This is a genomic window from Rheinheimera sp. WS51 (assembly GCF_050936095.1).
Taxonomy (GTDB): domain Bacteria; phylum Pseudomonadota; class Gammaproteobacteria; order Enterobacterales; family Alteromonadaceae; genus Alishewanella.
In genome coordinates this window covers 140395-154689 of record NZ_JBOTRC010000003.1, presented here as the reverse complement: position 1 = coordinate 154689, position 14295 = coordinate 140395, and the positions used below count along the sequence as shown (strand labels likewise).

The window sequence follows — 14295 nt, the reverse complement described above, 5'->3', positions numbered from 1 at the left end:
ATTCAGCTAGAGTAGACAGAATATATGAAAGCAGTTTTAACCACAGTATTTTTTATTATAGGGCTTAGCAGCCTAAGTGCATGCAGTAGTTGGGTATATCGTATTGATATCCCACAAGGTAACTTTTTAGAGCAAAAAGATATTAATAAGCTTCGGGTTCAGATGACAAAAGAGCAAGTGCTTTATGTTCTAGGCAGCCCAGTAGCAAGTAATCCATTTGATAACGATACTTGGCATTACTACTACGCTTTAAAAAGCGGTACTGATAGACAAGACTTTAAAAAACAACTTATCGTTACCTTCAGTGACAATAAGCTGTTAGATATTAGCGGCGATTATGAGAAGTCAGAAGACTTTAATCAGCCACTAGATATATAACGATTAATACTAAATTAATTATAAAACGCTTAACTTTGTTAAGCGTTTTTTGTGCCTGCTACACGGCCGCCCGTTACCTTATCCGCTCGCCCCTCTTCTTTTGCTTTTTCAGCGCGACGACGACGCAAGTCTTTAGGATCGGCAATTAAAGGTCGATAAATCTCAATTCGGTCACCATTTTTAACCGTATCGGTTAATTTAACTGTTCGGCTCCAAACTCCCACTTTTTGTTGCGACAGGTCAATATCAGGGTATTGCTGCAAAATGCCAGAACTATTAATAATTTGTTCCACTGTTGCATCTTGAGCAACAGATAATGTCAGTATGCTTTGTTGGTTAGGTAAAGCATATGCCACCTCAACCATAAGTTGCTCAGCCATTCGCTTCTCCGTATACTTGTTTTGCACGAACAGTAAAGGCGTTAACCATAGAAGTTGCTAATTCACTAAAAATTTTACCAAAGGCAAATTGAATAAGTTTATTAGAAAACTCAAAGTCTAGTTTAAGTATCACTTTGCAAGCATGGTCGTTTAATGGCACAAACTGCCAACCACCATGTAATTTTTTAAATGGGCCATCCACTAACTGCATATCAATACGTTGATAAGGATACAAAGTATTACGCGTAGTAAAAGTATGTCCAATACCGGCCTTGGAAACTTGCAATGATGCCACCATCTCTTGGTTAGACTGACTTACAATTTGTGCTGCAGTACAACCAGGTAAGAACTGCGGGTAATCCGGCACTTCATTAACTAAGTCGAACATCTGCTGAGTGCTATAAAAAACCAAGGCACTGCGCTCAATTTGTGGCATACTCTATCCCCTTTATTGTCGCGGCAGATTGTAACAGAATAACGGGCTGCAACAAGGCTAGCGCCAAAGCAATTCATTAATACAGGGCCGTAGATACTGATAAATTATGAGTAAAAAAAATAAAAGTAAAAACACCAATGGTACCATAGCGCAAAATAGAAAGGCGCGTCATGAATACTTCTTAGAAGAACGCTTTGAAGCAGGTGTTAGCTTACAGGGCTGGGAAGTAAAAAGTATTCGTGAAGGTAAGATTAATATATCTGACTCTTATGTCTTCATCAAAAATGGTGAAGCATTTTTATTAAATGCAAAAATTCAACCCTTAAATAATGCTTCAACACATGTAGTCTGCGATGCTGAACGTAGCAGAAAGCTACTGTTACATAAACGTGAACTTAATAAGCTTATCGGCTTAACTGAGCGCGACACTTATACCCTAATTGCGACAGCTATGTATTGGAAAGCATGTTGGGTAAAGCTAGAATTTTATTTAGCTAAGGGTAAAAAGAGTTTTGATAAACGTGATGATATTAAAGATCGTGATTGGTCTAGAGAAAAAGAACGGATGATGAAGCACTCACACCGTTAATTTCACTTACTAAACTTGAACTTTTTAGCAATACCCCCATCTAAGTAATTGATGGACAGTAAAGTAAGTTGTAATGCGGCTTGTATAAATAGCAACTGCAACGTACAATACAAAAACACTGATGAGTGTAAGTGCTTCACTACAGAATTCGGGGCTGATTCTGGATTCGACGAGATTCACGAACTCCTAAGTGCATGCCGAGGTGCGGTAGGCCTCGTATAAAAAACCGCAAACAAATAGTCGCAAACGACGAAACTTACGCAATCGCTGCTTAATAGGCAGTAGATAGCTCTTCCCCTCACGCATGCCTGTAAGCTGAGACTCTGGAAGATCACCCCCAACAGGATCGCGTGGCGTCTTTGCCTGGAGACAAAACGTTAAAACCAATCAGGCTCGCCCGACGATAGCCTGCCATTCGGCGCTCATAGGGTTAACTAAAAGAATGCGCTAAGCATGTAGTACTGAAGATGTAGGTTTTTCGGACGCGGGTTCAACTCCCGCCAGCTCCACCAAAATTGAGAGCGGCGCAATTAGCGCCGCTTTTCATTTCTGCTTATAAATATCAATTGATGTACTTAACCTAGTTTTAGCCTGTGCCGCTAATAAATTAATTTTTCCATTTTTACTGTAATTTAAGTCACTTTAGCTCTAATTTTTTTAAACTCACAAAATCATACGCTTAGCAACATATAACAGGCTAATTTACAATTTACATATAATTACAATTTGACGCTTAGCCATTTCAGTAGCATAGTGAATGCTGCCTGTGGCTTTGCGGTGTTACTTTTTTGCTGCTGTTTTTCCAAGGATTGGTATGTTCAGGCTTAATTTAAAAATTAAGAATTCAGTTTTATAACTGAATAAATACCATAATAAGAAAGGCAACTTAAATGACCGCCATGTTGAACTCGCCACAACAGCAAGTTAAAGCCGATGCTAAAAATCAGGCTATGCTTGCAAGCTCTACAGTTACACAAGCAGTCACGACACAGCCAACTTTAGATTATTTCCCTTATTTTTTTGCAGCGCAATTAGCCACTACAGCAGCAGAAAAACAAGATACTTTTCGGCTGCGTCATGCTGTGTATTGTGAAGAGTTACAGTTTGAGCCTATTAGTGACAGTGGTTTAGAGCAAGATGAATTTGATAAGCGATCGATTCATTGCTTTATAAAGCAACTGTCATCTAATAGCGTGGCTGGTACTGTGCGTTTAATTACAGCAAAGAATGCAGATGATAATTTGCCTATTGAGCTTTACTGTAATAATACCGCAGGTAACTTATCACCTAAATACTTCGACCACCGCGAGATCTGCGAAATATCTCGTTTAGCTGTACCGGCTAATCTGCGCCGACGCATAATAGCTAAAAACACTAATAGCACACCGCTAAATACACTATTGGAAAAGCTTGAAACAGACTGCTATTCAAGTATTGCGGTTGCACTATATTTAATTGCCACTCTTATTAGTGTTAAAGCTGGGAAGCATCATGCTTATGTGATGATAGAGCCTGCCTTAGCTCGCATTTTACGCCGCGTAGGCATTCACTTTGAAAAAATTGGTGATTGCATAAATTTTAACGGTAAGCGAGCACCTTATTATTTAGATATGCGTACTGTAACTACTACTTTAAAACCTGACTATTTAACCCTGCATTATTTATTAGCTAAACAACTTGGAACTCAATTATCCGCTGTTTATCCTACTTCTATTGTTGCTTCACCTTCATATCGAAGTACACCGCTAACAGATATAACACTGTCTGAAAAATCACCTACTTATAGTTAAACCCAAGTCATTTCTTCTGCTATGATTAGCCATAAGACCAAAATAATTTGATAGCTATATTAGTTTGTTTTTGGCCCCTCTGTTAACTCAGTTAAAAGCTAAAGGCACAAATGAATAAGACACTGCAGAAATTACTGTTAGATATTAGCTTAGATCCTAGGATAGACCAGGGTAACTTGGTTGAAGCCTGCCAGCTTGTCTTAACCACACTGCACAGTCAATTACAGGTCGATAGATTAAGTGTCTGGCTGCATAATAGCGATAATTCTTGTATAGACTGTATCTGCCTGTTAGAACAAAATAATTTTGTTTCTGTCGGCTTACCTAAATTAGTGCGCAGCCAATTCCCAGAATATTTCGCTACGCTAGAGCATTCTAAAGAAATACTGACCTTTAATGCGCCATCAGACTTACAAAATTCAGAGCTATATTCAGCCTATTTTAAGCCGCTTGGCATTACTTCAATACTGGAAGCTCCTATTAGATATCATGGTAAAATTGTTGGCGTTCTTAGCGTTGAAAATAATAAAACTAGGGTATGGACCGATGATAACGTAATGATTATCAGCGTATTTTCTGATATTTTAAGTCGTGCTATTAATGCTTCAGAAAGAATGACTTATCAGCGCCAGCTAAAGCAGCTAAACAGTAAATTAGAGCAAAAAATATTACAAAGAACGAAGAAGTTAACCCAATCGCTGTCGCAGCTAAAAAGCGCTCAACATAAGGTAATTGAATCAGAGAAAATGGCTAGCTTAGGCCGGATGGTTGCTGGGCTTTCTCATGAGATTAACACGCCTTTAGGCATAGCTGTTACTGCTAATAGTCATGCCGAATCTACCTTACTTGAATTAGAAGAGTTATTTTTAAACGGTCAACTTACCAGCAGCATTTTTGCTAAGCAGGGAGAAACCATTAAAAATAGTATAGTGTTAGCAGGTAATAACTTAAAACGCAGCGTCGACTTAGTAGAAAGCATTAAACAAACTGCTTTAGAGCCCGCGTCCTCTTTGCCTGCTTATATACAGCTTGACCAGTTTATTCCGCAAGTTATCTCTAGTTTGGCAGAAGAAATATCGGCTTGCCAATTAACGGTTAAAGTAGAGATCCCACAACAAACTGAGATAAAAACCTATGCCTCTGCATTAGCAACAGTGATAAGGCAATTAATTGAGAACACTTGCCTGCATGCCTTTACTGATCAACAACAGCGCAGGCTTAACTTAAACATCACCCTACAAGAAAGTACATGGTGTTTAACGCTTACAGATAATGGCAAAGGCATGCCTGAACACCAACTAAGCCGAGCCTTTGAACCATTCTATACCACTAATCGCAGTGGCGGCTCTAAAGGCTTAGGCTTAACGTTAGTGTTTAACCTAGTCACGCAAATATTACAGGGGCAACTTGAGCTAAAAAGTAATAGCTCTGAGTTTAGCGTGCAAATTACCTGCCCGCTTAACCCTAAATTACAACTTAACACTTAGGCCATCATTTAGCGTGTTTCTATAGGCCTGTATGCTGGGTATTAATGCTAATACGGCTGCAAAAACAATAATACCTAAAGCCCAATATAACGTATTATCATGAATAATCTGGCCACTGACGCTTAAGCTGTAATTAGCCGCTAAGCTTGGTGCTATCAACATTAAGGTTAACGTTAATAAGCCAACCGCAGACACTAGCGAGGCCAACATTAATAGTAATACCTCAATTTGAATTAAGGCAAACACATACCAAGCATTCGCCCCTGCTGCGCGCAGAATAGCGAGTTCACGTTGCCTTTGTTGCATAGAGGCTAATAGCGTTGTCACCATTCCCACTAAGGCTGCCAGCAACACCATCATACTAATAACGAGTAGCAGTTTTTCTACCATACCCAGCATATTCCATAATTCGGCTAAAGCGACACCGGGTAAAATAGCTGTGAGCGGTTCGGTGCGATACGTATTAATTTCTCGTTGTAAAGTAAAGGTTGCCATGCGCGAGTTAAGCCCTAGCATAAAAGCAGTAATAGAGCTAGGCTGGAGGTTTTGCTCTGACAGCGGTTTAGGTTTAGCGGTTAATGCTGGCCCGCCTTGCTGCCAACCTTGATGAATTGCTTCTATTGCTTGTAAATTAACATGCACTGTTTGGTCAACTGGCGTACCTGTTGGCTGTAAAATTCCCACTATAGTAAAAGGCTTATCTTTATGCTGGCTAAAGCTTACTGCACCTACGCCGTGCGATAGTTCAATTTTGTCATTTAAGTTATAGCCTAACTTGTTAGCGACTTCGGCACCAATAACCGCTTCGAACACACCGGAAAAAGCCTTTCCTTGAGAAAAAGTAAGTAATTGCTTACTGCCATAACTAAAGTGCTTAAAATATTCTATATTGGTTCCCATCACTCTATAGCCTTGATGCGAGTCGCCCAACGAAATTGGAATACTCCACTTCACTTGCGGATGACGGGTAATTTTCTGATAAGTTTCCCAGCTAATATTTGCCGTTGCATTACCTATTCTAAACACGGAATATAATAATAAATTAATCTGACCTGAGCGGGCACCAACAATTAGGTCTGTGCCAGAGATAGTATTGGTAAAACTTGCTTTGGCTTCATGTCGTATATGATCAATGCCCAATAGCAGGGTTAGACTAATTGTTAGTGATAACCAAGTCATTAGCACTGTACTGCGTCGGTTGTATAAGCTTAAACGGGCCAATTTCATTAACATGCCTGCACTCCTTTAGCTAAATGGCGCATATCTAAATATGCACTAAAGTAGTGTTGTAAGCTTAAATCATGACTAACAAAAATAACGGTACATTGGTTAGCGCTGGCTTCTGCTAACATAAGCTGCATAAAACTATCTCTATTATCGCTGTCTAAGGCAGAAGTGGGTTCATCTGCGATTAAAATGGTCGGTTTTGGCACTAGCGCTCGCACTATGGCTACGCGTTGTTGTTGACCAACGCTTAATAAGCGTGCGGGTTTATGCCAAAGTGTTTGTGGGATAGCAAGTTGCATTAATAACGCTTCAGCCCGCTGTAAAGCCTCGGCCTTATTCTTGCCAGCAAAGTAACTGCTTAAGAGGCAGTTATCTAATACGGATAAATACGATATTAAATTTAATTGTTGAAATACCACGCCAATCTGCTTAGCACGTAATAGATCACGCTGCTTAGCACTTAGCTTATGCATAGCTTGGCCATTTAACCACAGCTCACCTTTGTCGGCTTGAGTTACACCAGACAATAAGTTAAGTAAGGTTGTTTTGCCGGAGCCAGAACTACCATAAACAAATAAATGTTGGCCTGCAGCTAGAGTTAGCTTAGGGATCTGTAACTGCCAGCCTTGTTTATGATAGGAGAATTGAAGATTTTTTAGATTAATGGCGGGAATTTTCAGCTGTTCGGTCACGAGTGATCTCTGCGTCATGTTATGATACATATTGCACCCTATTATGCCCACTTTGCAGGAGCAGCTCCAATGCTACGGATGTTATTTGTTCTATTTAAGCTGATGTTGGTCGCATCTATCAGTTTTACTACTTTAGCTAATGACGTAAAAACCATAGAGTGGACAGACTTAATTCCAGAGTCTGATCAAGCTTTAATGGCCAATTTACCTGAAGTGCAACATGATTCTAACCAGTCGATTTTCGATCAAGACTATAACGGCGATGATCCTGCCGCTTTACAGTGGCAAGAAATATTAAAATCAGCCAAAGTGCGGGATGAGCTAAATAATACAAAAATAAAGATCCCTGGTTTTATTGTGCCTTTAGAATTTGACGATCAACAAAATGTAACCCACTTTTTCTTAGTTCCATACTTTGGTGCTTGTATTCATGTACCGCCACCGCCGCCGAATCAGTTAATTTATGTTAGTGGTGCCAGCAATTTAAAAGCCGATATGATTTATTCACCCTTTTGGATTACAGGTACGTTAACCACTGAAACAATGAGCAACGACTTAGGGCAAAGTGCTTACAGTCTTAAAGCTGATAACATTGAAGAGTATAGTTATTAATTTAGTAAAAAATGGTTTCTACTGTGCAGCTTAACCTTCACCTATAGTGGTTTAGCTGCAAGCCAGTTGTAATAAATTAAAAGCGGATAATAGATTGGCGTAAGCTTGCATCAGTGGCGCCTTGCTGACCATTAATGCTCCACTGCACCTGCAGTTGCTCTAGGCTAGGCAACAAATTAAATAGCGTCAGCTGTAATTGCTTTAAACGTGCAGGTTGCTGGCATAGCAGCTGATAATTTGCATAAAAGTCGGCATGACCATGATGAAACTTAGTGTCTAGTAAATCGGTATTTGCTTCTGCCGTAGTTAGTTCACAGTTAGCATCAGCATTAAATTGAAACCAGTCGGCTCGGTTAAAAATATCAATAGCCGCTGTCACTTCAGCACGCTGTTCAGCACTATTAGGCTTATTTTCAAAACCAACAATATTCATAGCCGCAGACTCAAAGGCGACTAGCATTTCATTGCCTTCAACCACTAAGGTTAACACTCCCTTGCCATGCTCATGAGCGCCAAAAGGCTCTGCTGCAACAATAGAAAATGTGCAAGCTAAACCAAGCACAGCGGCGGCAAGTGAAGTTCTCAAGGTCATAATGGACTACCTAAATAAACGATAACTTCGTTAACATAACACAGTCTATTTACTATTTTCTAGCTAGAAACCGTTTAAATCCGCGCTTTAGGCTAAAGTACGCTTGGCTAAAAAGGCAATAAATATAGCTGGAATAAATAGTAATAAGGCTAAATAAGCTAAGCCAATGCCGGAAGTCAGTGTTAGTAATATGCCACCAGCGTAGCTAGCTATCATAATTGAAAAGTTAAAAATACTAGATTGCAAAGAGGTCGCCACATCTTTTGCCCTGTCAACTTGTTTGCTGATAGCGGCTTGAAATAAGGTTACTACAGGTCCAAAAGCTAGCCCCCAGAGTAAAAAAGCAATATAGCTTACCCCTTGGTACTGGCTAAAGAAAATAAACAACGCCATAGCAACCGCTGCGGCAATGATCATACTAATGATTAAGCCGCGTAAGAAGGTATCAATATAACGTGCTGAAACAATAACTGAAATAACAGAGCCTATGCCAAAAATAAGCAATGCCAGTTCAACACCACCAATAAAGTTAAGACTAGTCATTAATAAGGTAATATAGGTATACACAGCGTAATGTGCTATCACCACCAAAAAGGTTAAACCTAAAATAATAAGCACTGCTGGCATTTTTAGTAGTGCTAACGGCGAGTTGCTTTTGCTGCGTTCTTCACCTGCAACCGAAGGTAAAAATATATAGCTTAGTAAAGCAATAATGGCTATTAGGCCGCCTAGGCTAATAAACTCTAGTCGCCAGCCAATCATAGTGCCAACATAAGTTACAAGGGGTAAACCTAGGCTAATGCCAAGTGTTGCGCCAGCCATAATGACAGCTATAGCTCTACCCTGCATATGGCTAGGCACTAGCCGAGTGCCATAGGCGGCTATCATAGGCCAAAGTACACCCGCACAAATCCCCCCCATAATTCGAAAGCCAACAATAACGTAATAATTAGAAGATAAACCAACAATAATATTAGATACAGCGAACCCCAGTAATAGTACCAGTAATAGGCTCTTTCTATTAAACCTCAGGGTTAAGCTGATAAGCGGAATGGTAAATACAGCCGAGGCCAAGGCATAAATTCCGACTAAAAATCCTATATCGGCAGTGCTAACTTGTAAGGCTGCACTCATTTGCGGCAAGATCCCTGAAGGTGCTAATTCAGACAGGATTGCCATAAAGGTAACGCTAGCCATTAAGCTGAATATAAACCAAGAAAAACCTTGTTTTTTATCCGCTATATTCATTATTACCCATCCTAAACTTATGTATGCTCTGGTAAAAAAAGGACAGCTATATTAAAAGCAAGCGATTAACGCTAAGCACATAATGCTGGTCTAATGCTTTAACTGTTCAGGCCTTTGTTGATCTAGCCAATAAGCCGTAGCGTAAATAGTTTGCATCACTTTTTGTAAAAAATGCGGCTCTATATTCTGCCACTTATCATCGACCGTATGGTATTGATCATGTTCTTGGCCACCGATAAAAATATAACTTATGCCTTGGCGATGAAAAGCACCATGATCACTCGCCATTAGCCAATTATTATTTCTAGTTAGGTTAGTAAACTTTTCAGGGCCTCTATTGTGTAAAAAACGGATACTAGCGCCTTGCTCTACATCTTTAAGGTACTGTTTAAGCTCTGGAAACTGTCTGGCACCGGTAACATATAACCGGCCTTGCCGATCAGCTCGACTAACCATATCTAAGTTAAGATTGAAAATAATATTTGATACCGGCACCGGTGCTTGCTGCAAAAAGGCTTTGCTGCCATATAAGCCGGTTTCTTCTGCATCTGTGGCAAGAAAAATATAAGAGTAAGCCGGACAGCTTATTTTAAATCGCTGAGCTAAGGCTAACATAGCGGCAACGCCAGAAGCATTGTCATCAGCACCATAATATATTTTAGAGCCAGAGCGCCCTAAGTGGTCATAGTGCGCACTAATAACAATATATTGATCTGGATATTTGCAGCCTGAGATCCAGGCTTGCATATTAGTGCCGGTTTTATCTGACCAGCCACGTTGATAAGTGAATGGCGCATAGTAGCTATTAGTAAACTTAGCTAGCCCTATATCAGCATAGCGGGCGGCAATATAGGCTTGCGCAACCGCACTGCCTTCAGTATTAGTTTGCCGACCCTGCATCGTTTTATCACTAAGCCGTTGAACATCTGCTAATACACTAGGCTTCGCATTACCATTATTATCACTGGCGGCACTAACTGCATAGAAAGCCGCAAAGTTGCAGCAAAAAAGCAAAACAACTAATAATCCATGCTGCCTTAATGCAGTCAGGTATTTAAATAGCATCTTCGTCTTCTTCACCGGTACGGATCCGAATAACGCGTTCTACTTCAAATACAAATATTTTGCCATCACCTATGCGCCCCGTTTGGGCAGTTTGCACAATAGATTCAATACAGCGCTCAACTTGATCATCACTCACTACAATTTCTAACTTCACTTTAGGTAGAAAGTCGACCATGTATTCTGCACCGCGATATAACTCGGTATGGCCTTTTTGCCGGCCAAACCCCTTAACCTCTGTGACTGTCATACCCGTAATATTAATATCCGCTAACGCCTCACGAACATCGTCTAATTTAAATGGTTTAATTATCGCTTCAATTTTTTTCATTTAAACATCCATAGAATAGCCACAAAGATTATAAGCAGTATAATACATTGCTTAGCGCAATCAGTACTATAACCTAACTATTGATTATAGGCTTTTGCGCCCAGCGCCTATTTATTATCTTAACAAACGAGGTTTACCCATGACTGCTGCCGAAATTATTCAACAAATGCAGGTTCTACCGCAGATCGAGCCAGAATTTGAAATTCGGCGTCGAATTGAATTCATTAAGAAACAATTAACTCATTCTGGCATGAAAAACCTTGTTTTAGGGATTAGCGGCGGCGTTGACTCTACTGTCTGTGGTCGTTTAGCTCAGTTAGCTGTTGATGAGCTTAATCAAAACCAACCAAACCAATATCAGTTTATCGCTGTTCGTTTACCCTACGCTGAGCAAAAAGACGAAGCAGATGCGCAACGTGCAATCGATTTTATTCAACCCAGCCAAACTTTAACCATTAATATACAGCCCGGTGCCGATGCCCTGCATCAAGCAACTTTCAGTGCAGTTGCGGGTGCTTCACTTGCGAATAATAAAGATCATGAAGTTGATTTTGCTAAAGGAAATGTCAAGGCGCGCAGCCGTATGATAGTGCAGTATCATGTTGCTGCTTTAGTAAAAGGCTTAGTCATTGGTACCGATCACTCAGCCGAAAATATTACCGGTTTTTATACTAAATGGGGTGATGGTGCCTGCGATTTAGCGCCATTATTTGGTTTAAGTAAACGTCAGGTTAGGCTTTTAGGTAAAAGCTTAGGCGCAGCTGCAGCACTAGTTGATAAAACACCTACCGCAGATTTAGAAAGCTTAGCGCCACTTAAAGCCGATGAAGCCGCTTTAGGCTTAAGCTACCAACAGATAGATGACTTCTTAGAAGGCAAAGTCGTAGCTGCAGAAGTGAGTGAAAAGCTAATTAGTATTTATACTAAAACACAGCACAAACGCCAGCCAATCCCGACTATTTACAATTAAATAACGCTCAAATTTTACACCAATTTAATTCCAGCTATACTTTTTATTAACCTTAAATTGTGAGGAGACATAAAAAGTGCGCTGGAATCATTTCGGTTTAACCTTATTAGAATTGCTCATTGCAATTGCTATTTTCTCTATTCTAATTTTTATTGGTATTCCGGCTATGGCCGAACTTTCAGAACGCCAACAAGCATCATCTTATATGCGTCATTTTAGCCAGCACCTTGCCTATGCTCGAATAATGGCAGTAAGCAGTAGCTTACCCGTTCAATTATGTCCTACCACTTCAGATGGCTGCTCTTTTGACTGGCATCACTCGCCAGTTAGAATCAGCATACTAGATCCTGATTCATCACTACGGTTATTAAGAGAAATACCCGCCATAAAAGAACCACACAAATTAGTTTATGACCGAGAACGAGTCAGCTTTCGCCGTGATGGTAGTTTAGACGGCTTCGAGAATGGTAGTTTTTATTATTGCCCTAGCGCTAGATATGATTGGCATTATAAGATGACGTTAAACCAAGCAGGGCGAAGTAAATTAGCACTCATTAACACCCGTTGCCCTAGTTAGACCCACAATAAACACTGCGCGCATAGAAAAGCGGGTTACTGCCAACAACTTATTGCTACACCATTATGAAGGTTGCGTTGACCAAAATGATTAAGCTGAAAGCTTAAACAGCCACTATCTGCAGTTTGGCTACCTGTCGCTGTAGCTAAAACACTAAAGCCTGCAGCCATCTCTGTTAGGCTTAAATTAATAGTATAGCGTCCTGATTTAGTGCTACTGGCTGTAACTAAGTTCAGCAAACCATTTAATTGACTGATATCCCCTTGATAAACGCCATGATCGGCAAAATACTGCTCTTGAGCATTCGCTATTGTTAATAGCGTTTCAATGGCTTCGGCTCTATAAGTCCGCAGCACATATTGCTGGTAAGCTGGGTAGCTAATACTAGCCAAAATAGCGACTATCACCACAGCAATCATGATTTCTATTAAGCTAAATCCATTATCAAGCTTAGCCATACTACCAAGCTCCTTGCTCAACCATATAAGTTGCTAAACGTAGCACTTTTGGGAAATCAGACGTAACTAAAGCTTGGGTACAAGTTGCACATTGTTCAGTAATTGCCAGCATATCAGGAATTAACCTGGCCTGTTCTGACTCATTTACAATTTTAAGTTGTAACTTATCATCAACCGTAGCGAGCTGTAATGAGCCATTAGTCACTGCTTCACTAAGCCAACTGCGTTGACTATAAACTTTACCGGCATGATGTAAATGTAGAGCAAAAAGTTGAGTTTCATCATCAGTATTAACCTCACAGCCTAAGCGCTCAGCGTCTTTAGTGGCTGTCATAAAGTAGACTACGCCAGCATAAATTTGCGGTTTCACTATCACAGTGTCATCTAACTTCATTAGCCAACCGGCGCTTTGCTGCAGTTCACGCCATGCAGTCTCAGTTAAACCAAGTTCACTTGCTTCTATGCTTAAATGCGTTCTATCTATTAAATCACTATAAGAAGTGAGTCTGCTATTATTTAGATAATGATTAAAAACAACTACAGTGTCTCCAGCTTCATGCTGTCTAGCAAGAAGAACTAAACTAACTTTAATCCGATCGATAACACCGACGCCAGCAAGTGCTTGTTTGTAGGTTGTTTGCACTAACTGCACCGGCTGGCTAAAAACAGCTTCAGATGCGCTAAAGTCTGCAATTAGTTTCGGACTAGCAAAACCTAACCCTTCTAGCTGAATAAACCAAACTCTGCCTTGTAAATCGACCACATACACGGCATCTGCTAGGCCATCCATATTCAAATCTACACGTGCTGGTTCAGCCATAATTCTGGCTGCCTCAATATCATGGCTAGCATCATGCCAATGACTTAATCTAGCCAGTAACACCGCACTAGATGCATCGTGCAACTCTAGCTGGGCGTGATCTGGCATACTGTCTAATATCCGGTTGTGGCTTAGCAATACAGACCGACTCGCTTCTGTACCATCCATAGCAAGCTGTAACGGTAAGGCATCGCTATCATTTAAATTACACTGCCCTAAACATAACCAAGACATTAATAATAGAATTACGTTAAAACATACTCTAGTCCAGATCATCAACACGCTCTCCTGCAATTAATGTTTGCTGCAATAACACACTGCTATAGCCACTGTAAAAATGATGGCTAGGATCATAGGTTTCTGTTGAAACTAAAACCGCTTTACACCTTAATACAGCCTCAGACCATGCAGCATACTCAGCTGGACAAACGACAAAATCTTCCGCGGCTAGATCCTCGGTTATAGTTAACGAACTTAAATGTTCTGTATAAGCCTGATGGGTTATTTGTAACTGCTGCTGGCCTGCATTAGCAGATTTTTGAGTTAACTGACTAACATACAAACTGGAAACCATAATTAAGCTTAAACTTAATAGCACCACTAACGAAATCACTAAAACCATACCGCGTGTATTTTTCATCACTTC

The 14295-nt window shown here is 40.3% G+C and carries 18 protein-coding genes and 1 other RNA gene; 8 read left to right on the top strand and 11 right to left on the bottom strand.

Features of this window, described 5'->3' with window-relative positions; genetic code table 11:
* The first annotated feature begins 24 nt into the window (after positions 1-24).
* Entirely contained in the window at positions 25-378 is a 354-nt protein-coding gene (locus ACRCA4_RS06195; RefSeq protein ID WP_433185680.1) for an outer membrane protein assembly factor BamE, read from the top strand.
* Between the two features lie 38 nt (positions 379-416).
* Here ACRCA4_RS06195 and ACRCA4_RS06190 read toward each other — a convergent pair whose 3' ends face one another.
* A complete protein-coding gene (locus ACRCA4_RS06190) occupies positions 417-758 on the bottom strand; it encodes an RnfH family protein (protein WP_433185677.1) in 342 nt (113 codons plus the stop codon).
* Positions 751-1194, bottom strand: a complete 444-nt coding sequence (locus tag ACRCA4_RS06185; RefSeq protein WP_433185674.1) for an SRPBCC family protein — start codon at positions 1192-1194, stop codon at positions 751-753. The genes ACRCA4_RS06190 and ACRCA4_RS06185 overlap by 8 nt, the downstream gene beginning before the upstream one ends.
* Positions 1195-1300: 106 nt before the next feature.
* On the opposite strand from ACRCA4_RS06185, the gene smpB reads away from it, so the two are divergent.
* From smpB to ACRCA4_RS06165, 4 genes are all read left to right on the top strand, one after another.
* Positions 1301-1783, top strand: coding sequence for an SsrA-binding protein SmpB (gene smpB, locus ACRCA4_RS06180; protein ID WP_433185671.1), 483 nt, complete (start codon positions 1301-1303; stop codon positions 1781-1783).
* A 150-nt stretch (positions 1784-1933) separates the two neighbouring features.
* Positions 1934-2295, top strand: a transfer-messenger RNA (tmRNA) gene (ssrA, locus tag ACRCA4_RS06175).
* Between the two features lie 378 nt (positions 2296-2673).
* The gene (locus tag ACRCA4_RS06170) at positions 2674-3573 is read left to right on the top strand and encodes a PEP-CTERM/exosortase system-associated acyltransferase (RefSeq protein WP_433185668.1); all 900 of its coding nucleotides are present in this window, start codon (positions 2674-2676) and stop codon (positions 3571-3573) included.
* A gap of 110 nt (positions 3574-3683) precedes the next feature.
* Entirely contained in the window at positions 3684-5060 is a 1377-nt protein-coding gene (locus tag ACRCA4_RS06165) for a GAF domain-containing sensor histidine kinase (RefSeq protein ID WP_433185665.1), read from the top strand.
* Here ACRCA4_RS06165 and ACRCA4_RS06160 read toward each other — a convergent pair.
* The gene (locus ACRCA4_RS06160) at positions 5043-6293 is read right to left on the bottom strand and encodes an ABC transporter permease (RefSeq protein ID WP_433185662.1); all 1251 of its coding nucleotides are present in this window, start codon (positions 6291-6293) and stop codon (positions 5043-5045) included. The genes ACRCA4_RS06165 and ACRCA4_RS06160 overlap by 18 nt on opposite strands.
* Positions 6287-6979, bottom strand: a complete 693-nt coding sequence (locus ACRCA4_RS06155) for an ABC transporter ATP-binding protein (RefSeq protein ID WP_433185659.1) — start codon at positions 6977-6979, stop codon at positions 6287-6289. The genes ACRCA4_RS06160 and ACRCA4_RS06155 overlap by 7 nt, the downstream gene beginning before the upstream one ends.
* Positions 6980-7048: 69 nt before the next feature.
* Between ACRCA4_RS06155 and ACRCA4_RS06150 the strand changes: the two genes are divergently transcribed.
* Positions 7049-7591, top strand: a complete 543-nt coding sequence (locus tag ACRCA4_RS06150; protein WP_433185656.1) for a DUF3299 domain-containing protein — start codon at positions 7049-7051, stop codon at positions 7589-7591.
* Positions 7592-7667: 76 nt separating this feature from the next.
* Here ACRCA4_RS06150 and ACRCA4_RS06145 read toward each other — a convergent pair whose 3' ends face one another.
* From ACRCA4_RS06145 to glnB, 4 genes are all read right to left on the bottom strand, one after another.
* On the bottom strand, positions 7668-8183 hold the full coding sequence (locus ACRCA4_RS06145; RefSeq protein WP_433185653.1) for a ZrgA family zinc uptake protein: 516 nt from the start codon (positions 8181-8183) through the stop codon (positions 7668-7670).
* A gap of 87 nt (positions 8184-8270) precedes the next feature.
* Entirely contained in the window at positions 8271-9431 is a 1161-nt protein-coding gene (locus tag ACRCA4_RS06140) for an MFS transporter (protein ID WP_433185650.1), read from the bottom strand.
* Between the two features lie 90 nt (positions 9432-9521).
* Positions 9522-10496: a M28 family peptidase gene (locus tag ACRCA4_RS06135; RefSeq protein ID WP_433185648.1), complete on the bottom strand. Its 975-nt coding sequence runs from the start codon at positions 10494-10496 to the stop codon at positions 9522-9524.
* A complete protein-coding gene (gene glnB, locus ACRCA4_RS06130) occupies positions 10486-10824 on the bottom strand; it encodes a nitrogen regulatory protein P-II (RefSeq protein WP_433185645.1) in 339 nt (112 codons plus the stop codon). The genes ACRCA4_RS06135 and glnB overlap by 11 nt, the downstream gene beginning before the upstream one ends.
* Positions 10825-10963: 139 nt before the next feature.
* On the opposite strand from glnB, the gene nadE reads away from it, so the two are divergent.
* The gene (nadE, locus tag ACRCA4_RS06125; protein WP_433185642.1) at positions 10964-11794 is read left to right on the top strand and encodes an ammonia-dependent NAD(+) synthetase; all 831 of its coding nucleotides are present in this window, start codon (positions 10964-10966) and stop codon (positions 11792-11794) included.
* 76 nt (positions 11795-11870) lie between these two features.
* Positions 11871-12371, top strand: a complete 501-nt coding sequence (locus tag ACRCA4_RS06120) for a GspH/FimT family pseudopilin (RefSeq protein WP_433185640.1) — start codon at positions 11871-11873, stop codon at positions 12369-12371.
* A gap of 35 nt (positions 12372-12406) precedes the next feature.
* On the opposite strand, the gene ACRCA4_RS06115 is transcribed toward ACRCA4_RS06120, so the two are convergent.
* The 3 genes from ACRCA4_RS06115 to ACRCA4_RS06105 are packed head-to-tail and all read right to left on the bottom strand — an operon-like array spanning position 12407 to position 14289.
* Positions 12407-12829: a type IV pilin protein gene (locus ACRCA4_RS06115; protein WP_433185637.1), complete on the bottom strand. Its 423-nt coding sequence runs from the start codon at positions 12827-12829 to the stop codon at positions 12407-12409.
* A 1-nt stretch (position 12830) separates the two neighbouring features.
* The gene (locus tag ACRCA4_RS06110; protein WP_433185634.1) at positions 12831-13925 is read right to left on the bottom strand and encodes a hypothetical protein; all 1095 of its coding nucleotides are present in this window, start codon (positions 13923-13925) and stop codon (positions 12831-12833) included.
* A complete protein-coding gene (locus tag ACRCA4_RS06105) occupies positions 13912-14289 on the bottom strand; it encodes a hypothetical protein (protein WP_433185632.1) in 378 nt (125 codons plus the stop codon). The genes ACRCA4_RS06110 and ACRCA4_RS06105 overlap by 14 nt, the downstream gene beginning before the upstream one ends.
* Positions 14290-14295 lie beyond the last annotated feature (6 nt).

Coding starts and splice junctions, on each gene's coding strand:
- ACRCA4_RS06135 (WP_433185648.1), bottom strand. CDS start 10,496: ATGCTATTTAAATACCTGACTGCATTAAGGCAGCATGGATTATTAGTT.
- ACRCA4_RS06170 (WP_433185668.1), top strand. CDS start 2,674: ATGACCGCCATGTTGAACTCGCCACAACAGCAAGTTAAAGCCGATGCT.
- smpB (WP_433185671.1), top strand. CDS start 1,301: ATGAGTAAAAAAAATAAAAGTAAAAACACCAATGGTACCATAGCGCAA.
- ACRCA4_RS06150 (WP_433185656.1), top strand. CDS start 7,049: ATGCTACGGATGTTATTTGTTCTATTTAAGCTGATGTTGGTCGCATCT.
- ACRCA4_RS06110 (WP_433185634.1), bottom strand. CDS start 13,925: ATGATCTGGACTAGAGTATGTTTTAACGTAATTCTATTATTAATGTCT.
- ACRCA4_RS06190 (WP_433185677.1), bottom strand. CDS start 758: ATGGCTGAGCAACTTATGGTTGAGGTGGCATATGCTTTACCTAACCAA.
- ACRCA4_RS06185 (WP_433185674.1), bottom strand. CDS start 1,194: ATGCCACAAATTGAGCGCAGTGCCTTGGTTTTTTATAGCACTCAGCAG.
- ACRCA4_RS06115 (WP_433185637.1), bottom strand. CDS start 12,829: ATGGCTAAGCTTGATAATGGATTTAGCTTAATAGAAATCATGATTGCT.
- nadE (WP_433185642.1), top strand. CDS start 10,964: ATGACTGCTGCCGAAATTATTCAACAAATGCAGGTTCTACCGCAGATC.
- ACRCA4_RS06140 (WP_433185650.1), bottom strand. CDS start 9,431: ATGAATATAGCGGATAAAAAACAAGGTTTTTCTTGGTTTATATTCAGC.
- ACRCA4_RS06165 (WP_433185665.1), top strand. CDS start 3,684: ATGAATAAGACACTGCAGAAATTACTGTTAGATATTAGCTTAGATCCT.
- ACRCA4_RS06195 (WP_433185680.1), top strand. CDS start 25: ATGAAAGCAGTTTTAACCACAGTATTTTTTATTATAGGGCTTAGCAGC.
- glnB (WP_433185645.1), bottom strand. CDS start 10,824: ATGAAAAAAATTGAAGCGATAATTAAACCATTTAAATTAGACGATGTT.
- ACRCA4_RS06160 (WP_433185662.1), bottom strand. CDS start 6,293: ATGTTAATGAAATTGGCCCGTTTAAGCTTATACAACCGACGCAGTACA.
- ACRCA4_RS06145 (WP_433185653.1), bottom strand. CDS start 8,183: ATGACCTTGAGAACTTCACTTGCCGCCGCTGTGCTTGGTTTAGCTTGC.
- ACRCA4_RS06105 (WP_433185632.1), bottom strand. CDS start 14,289: ATGAAAAATACACGCGGTATGGTTTTAGTGATTTCGTTAGTGGTGCTA.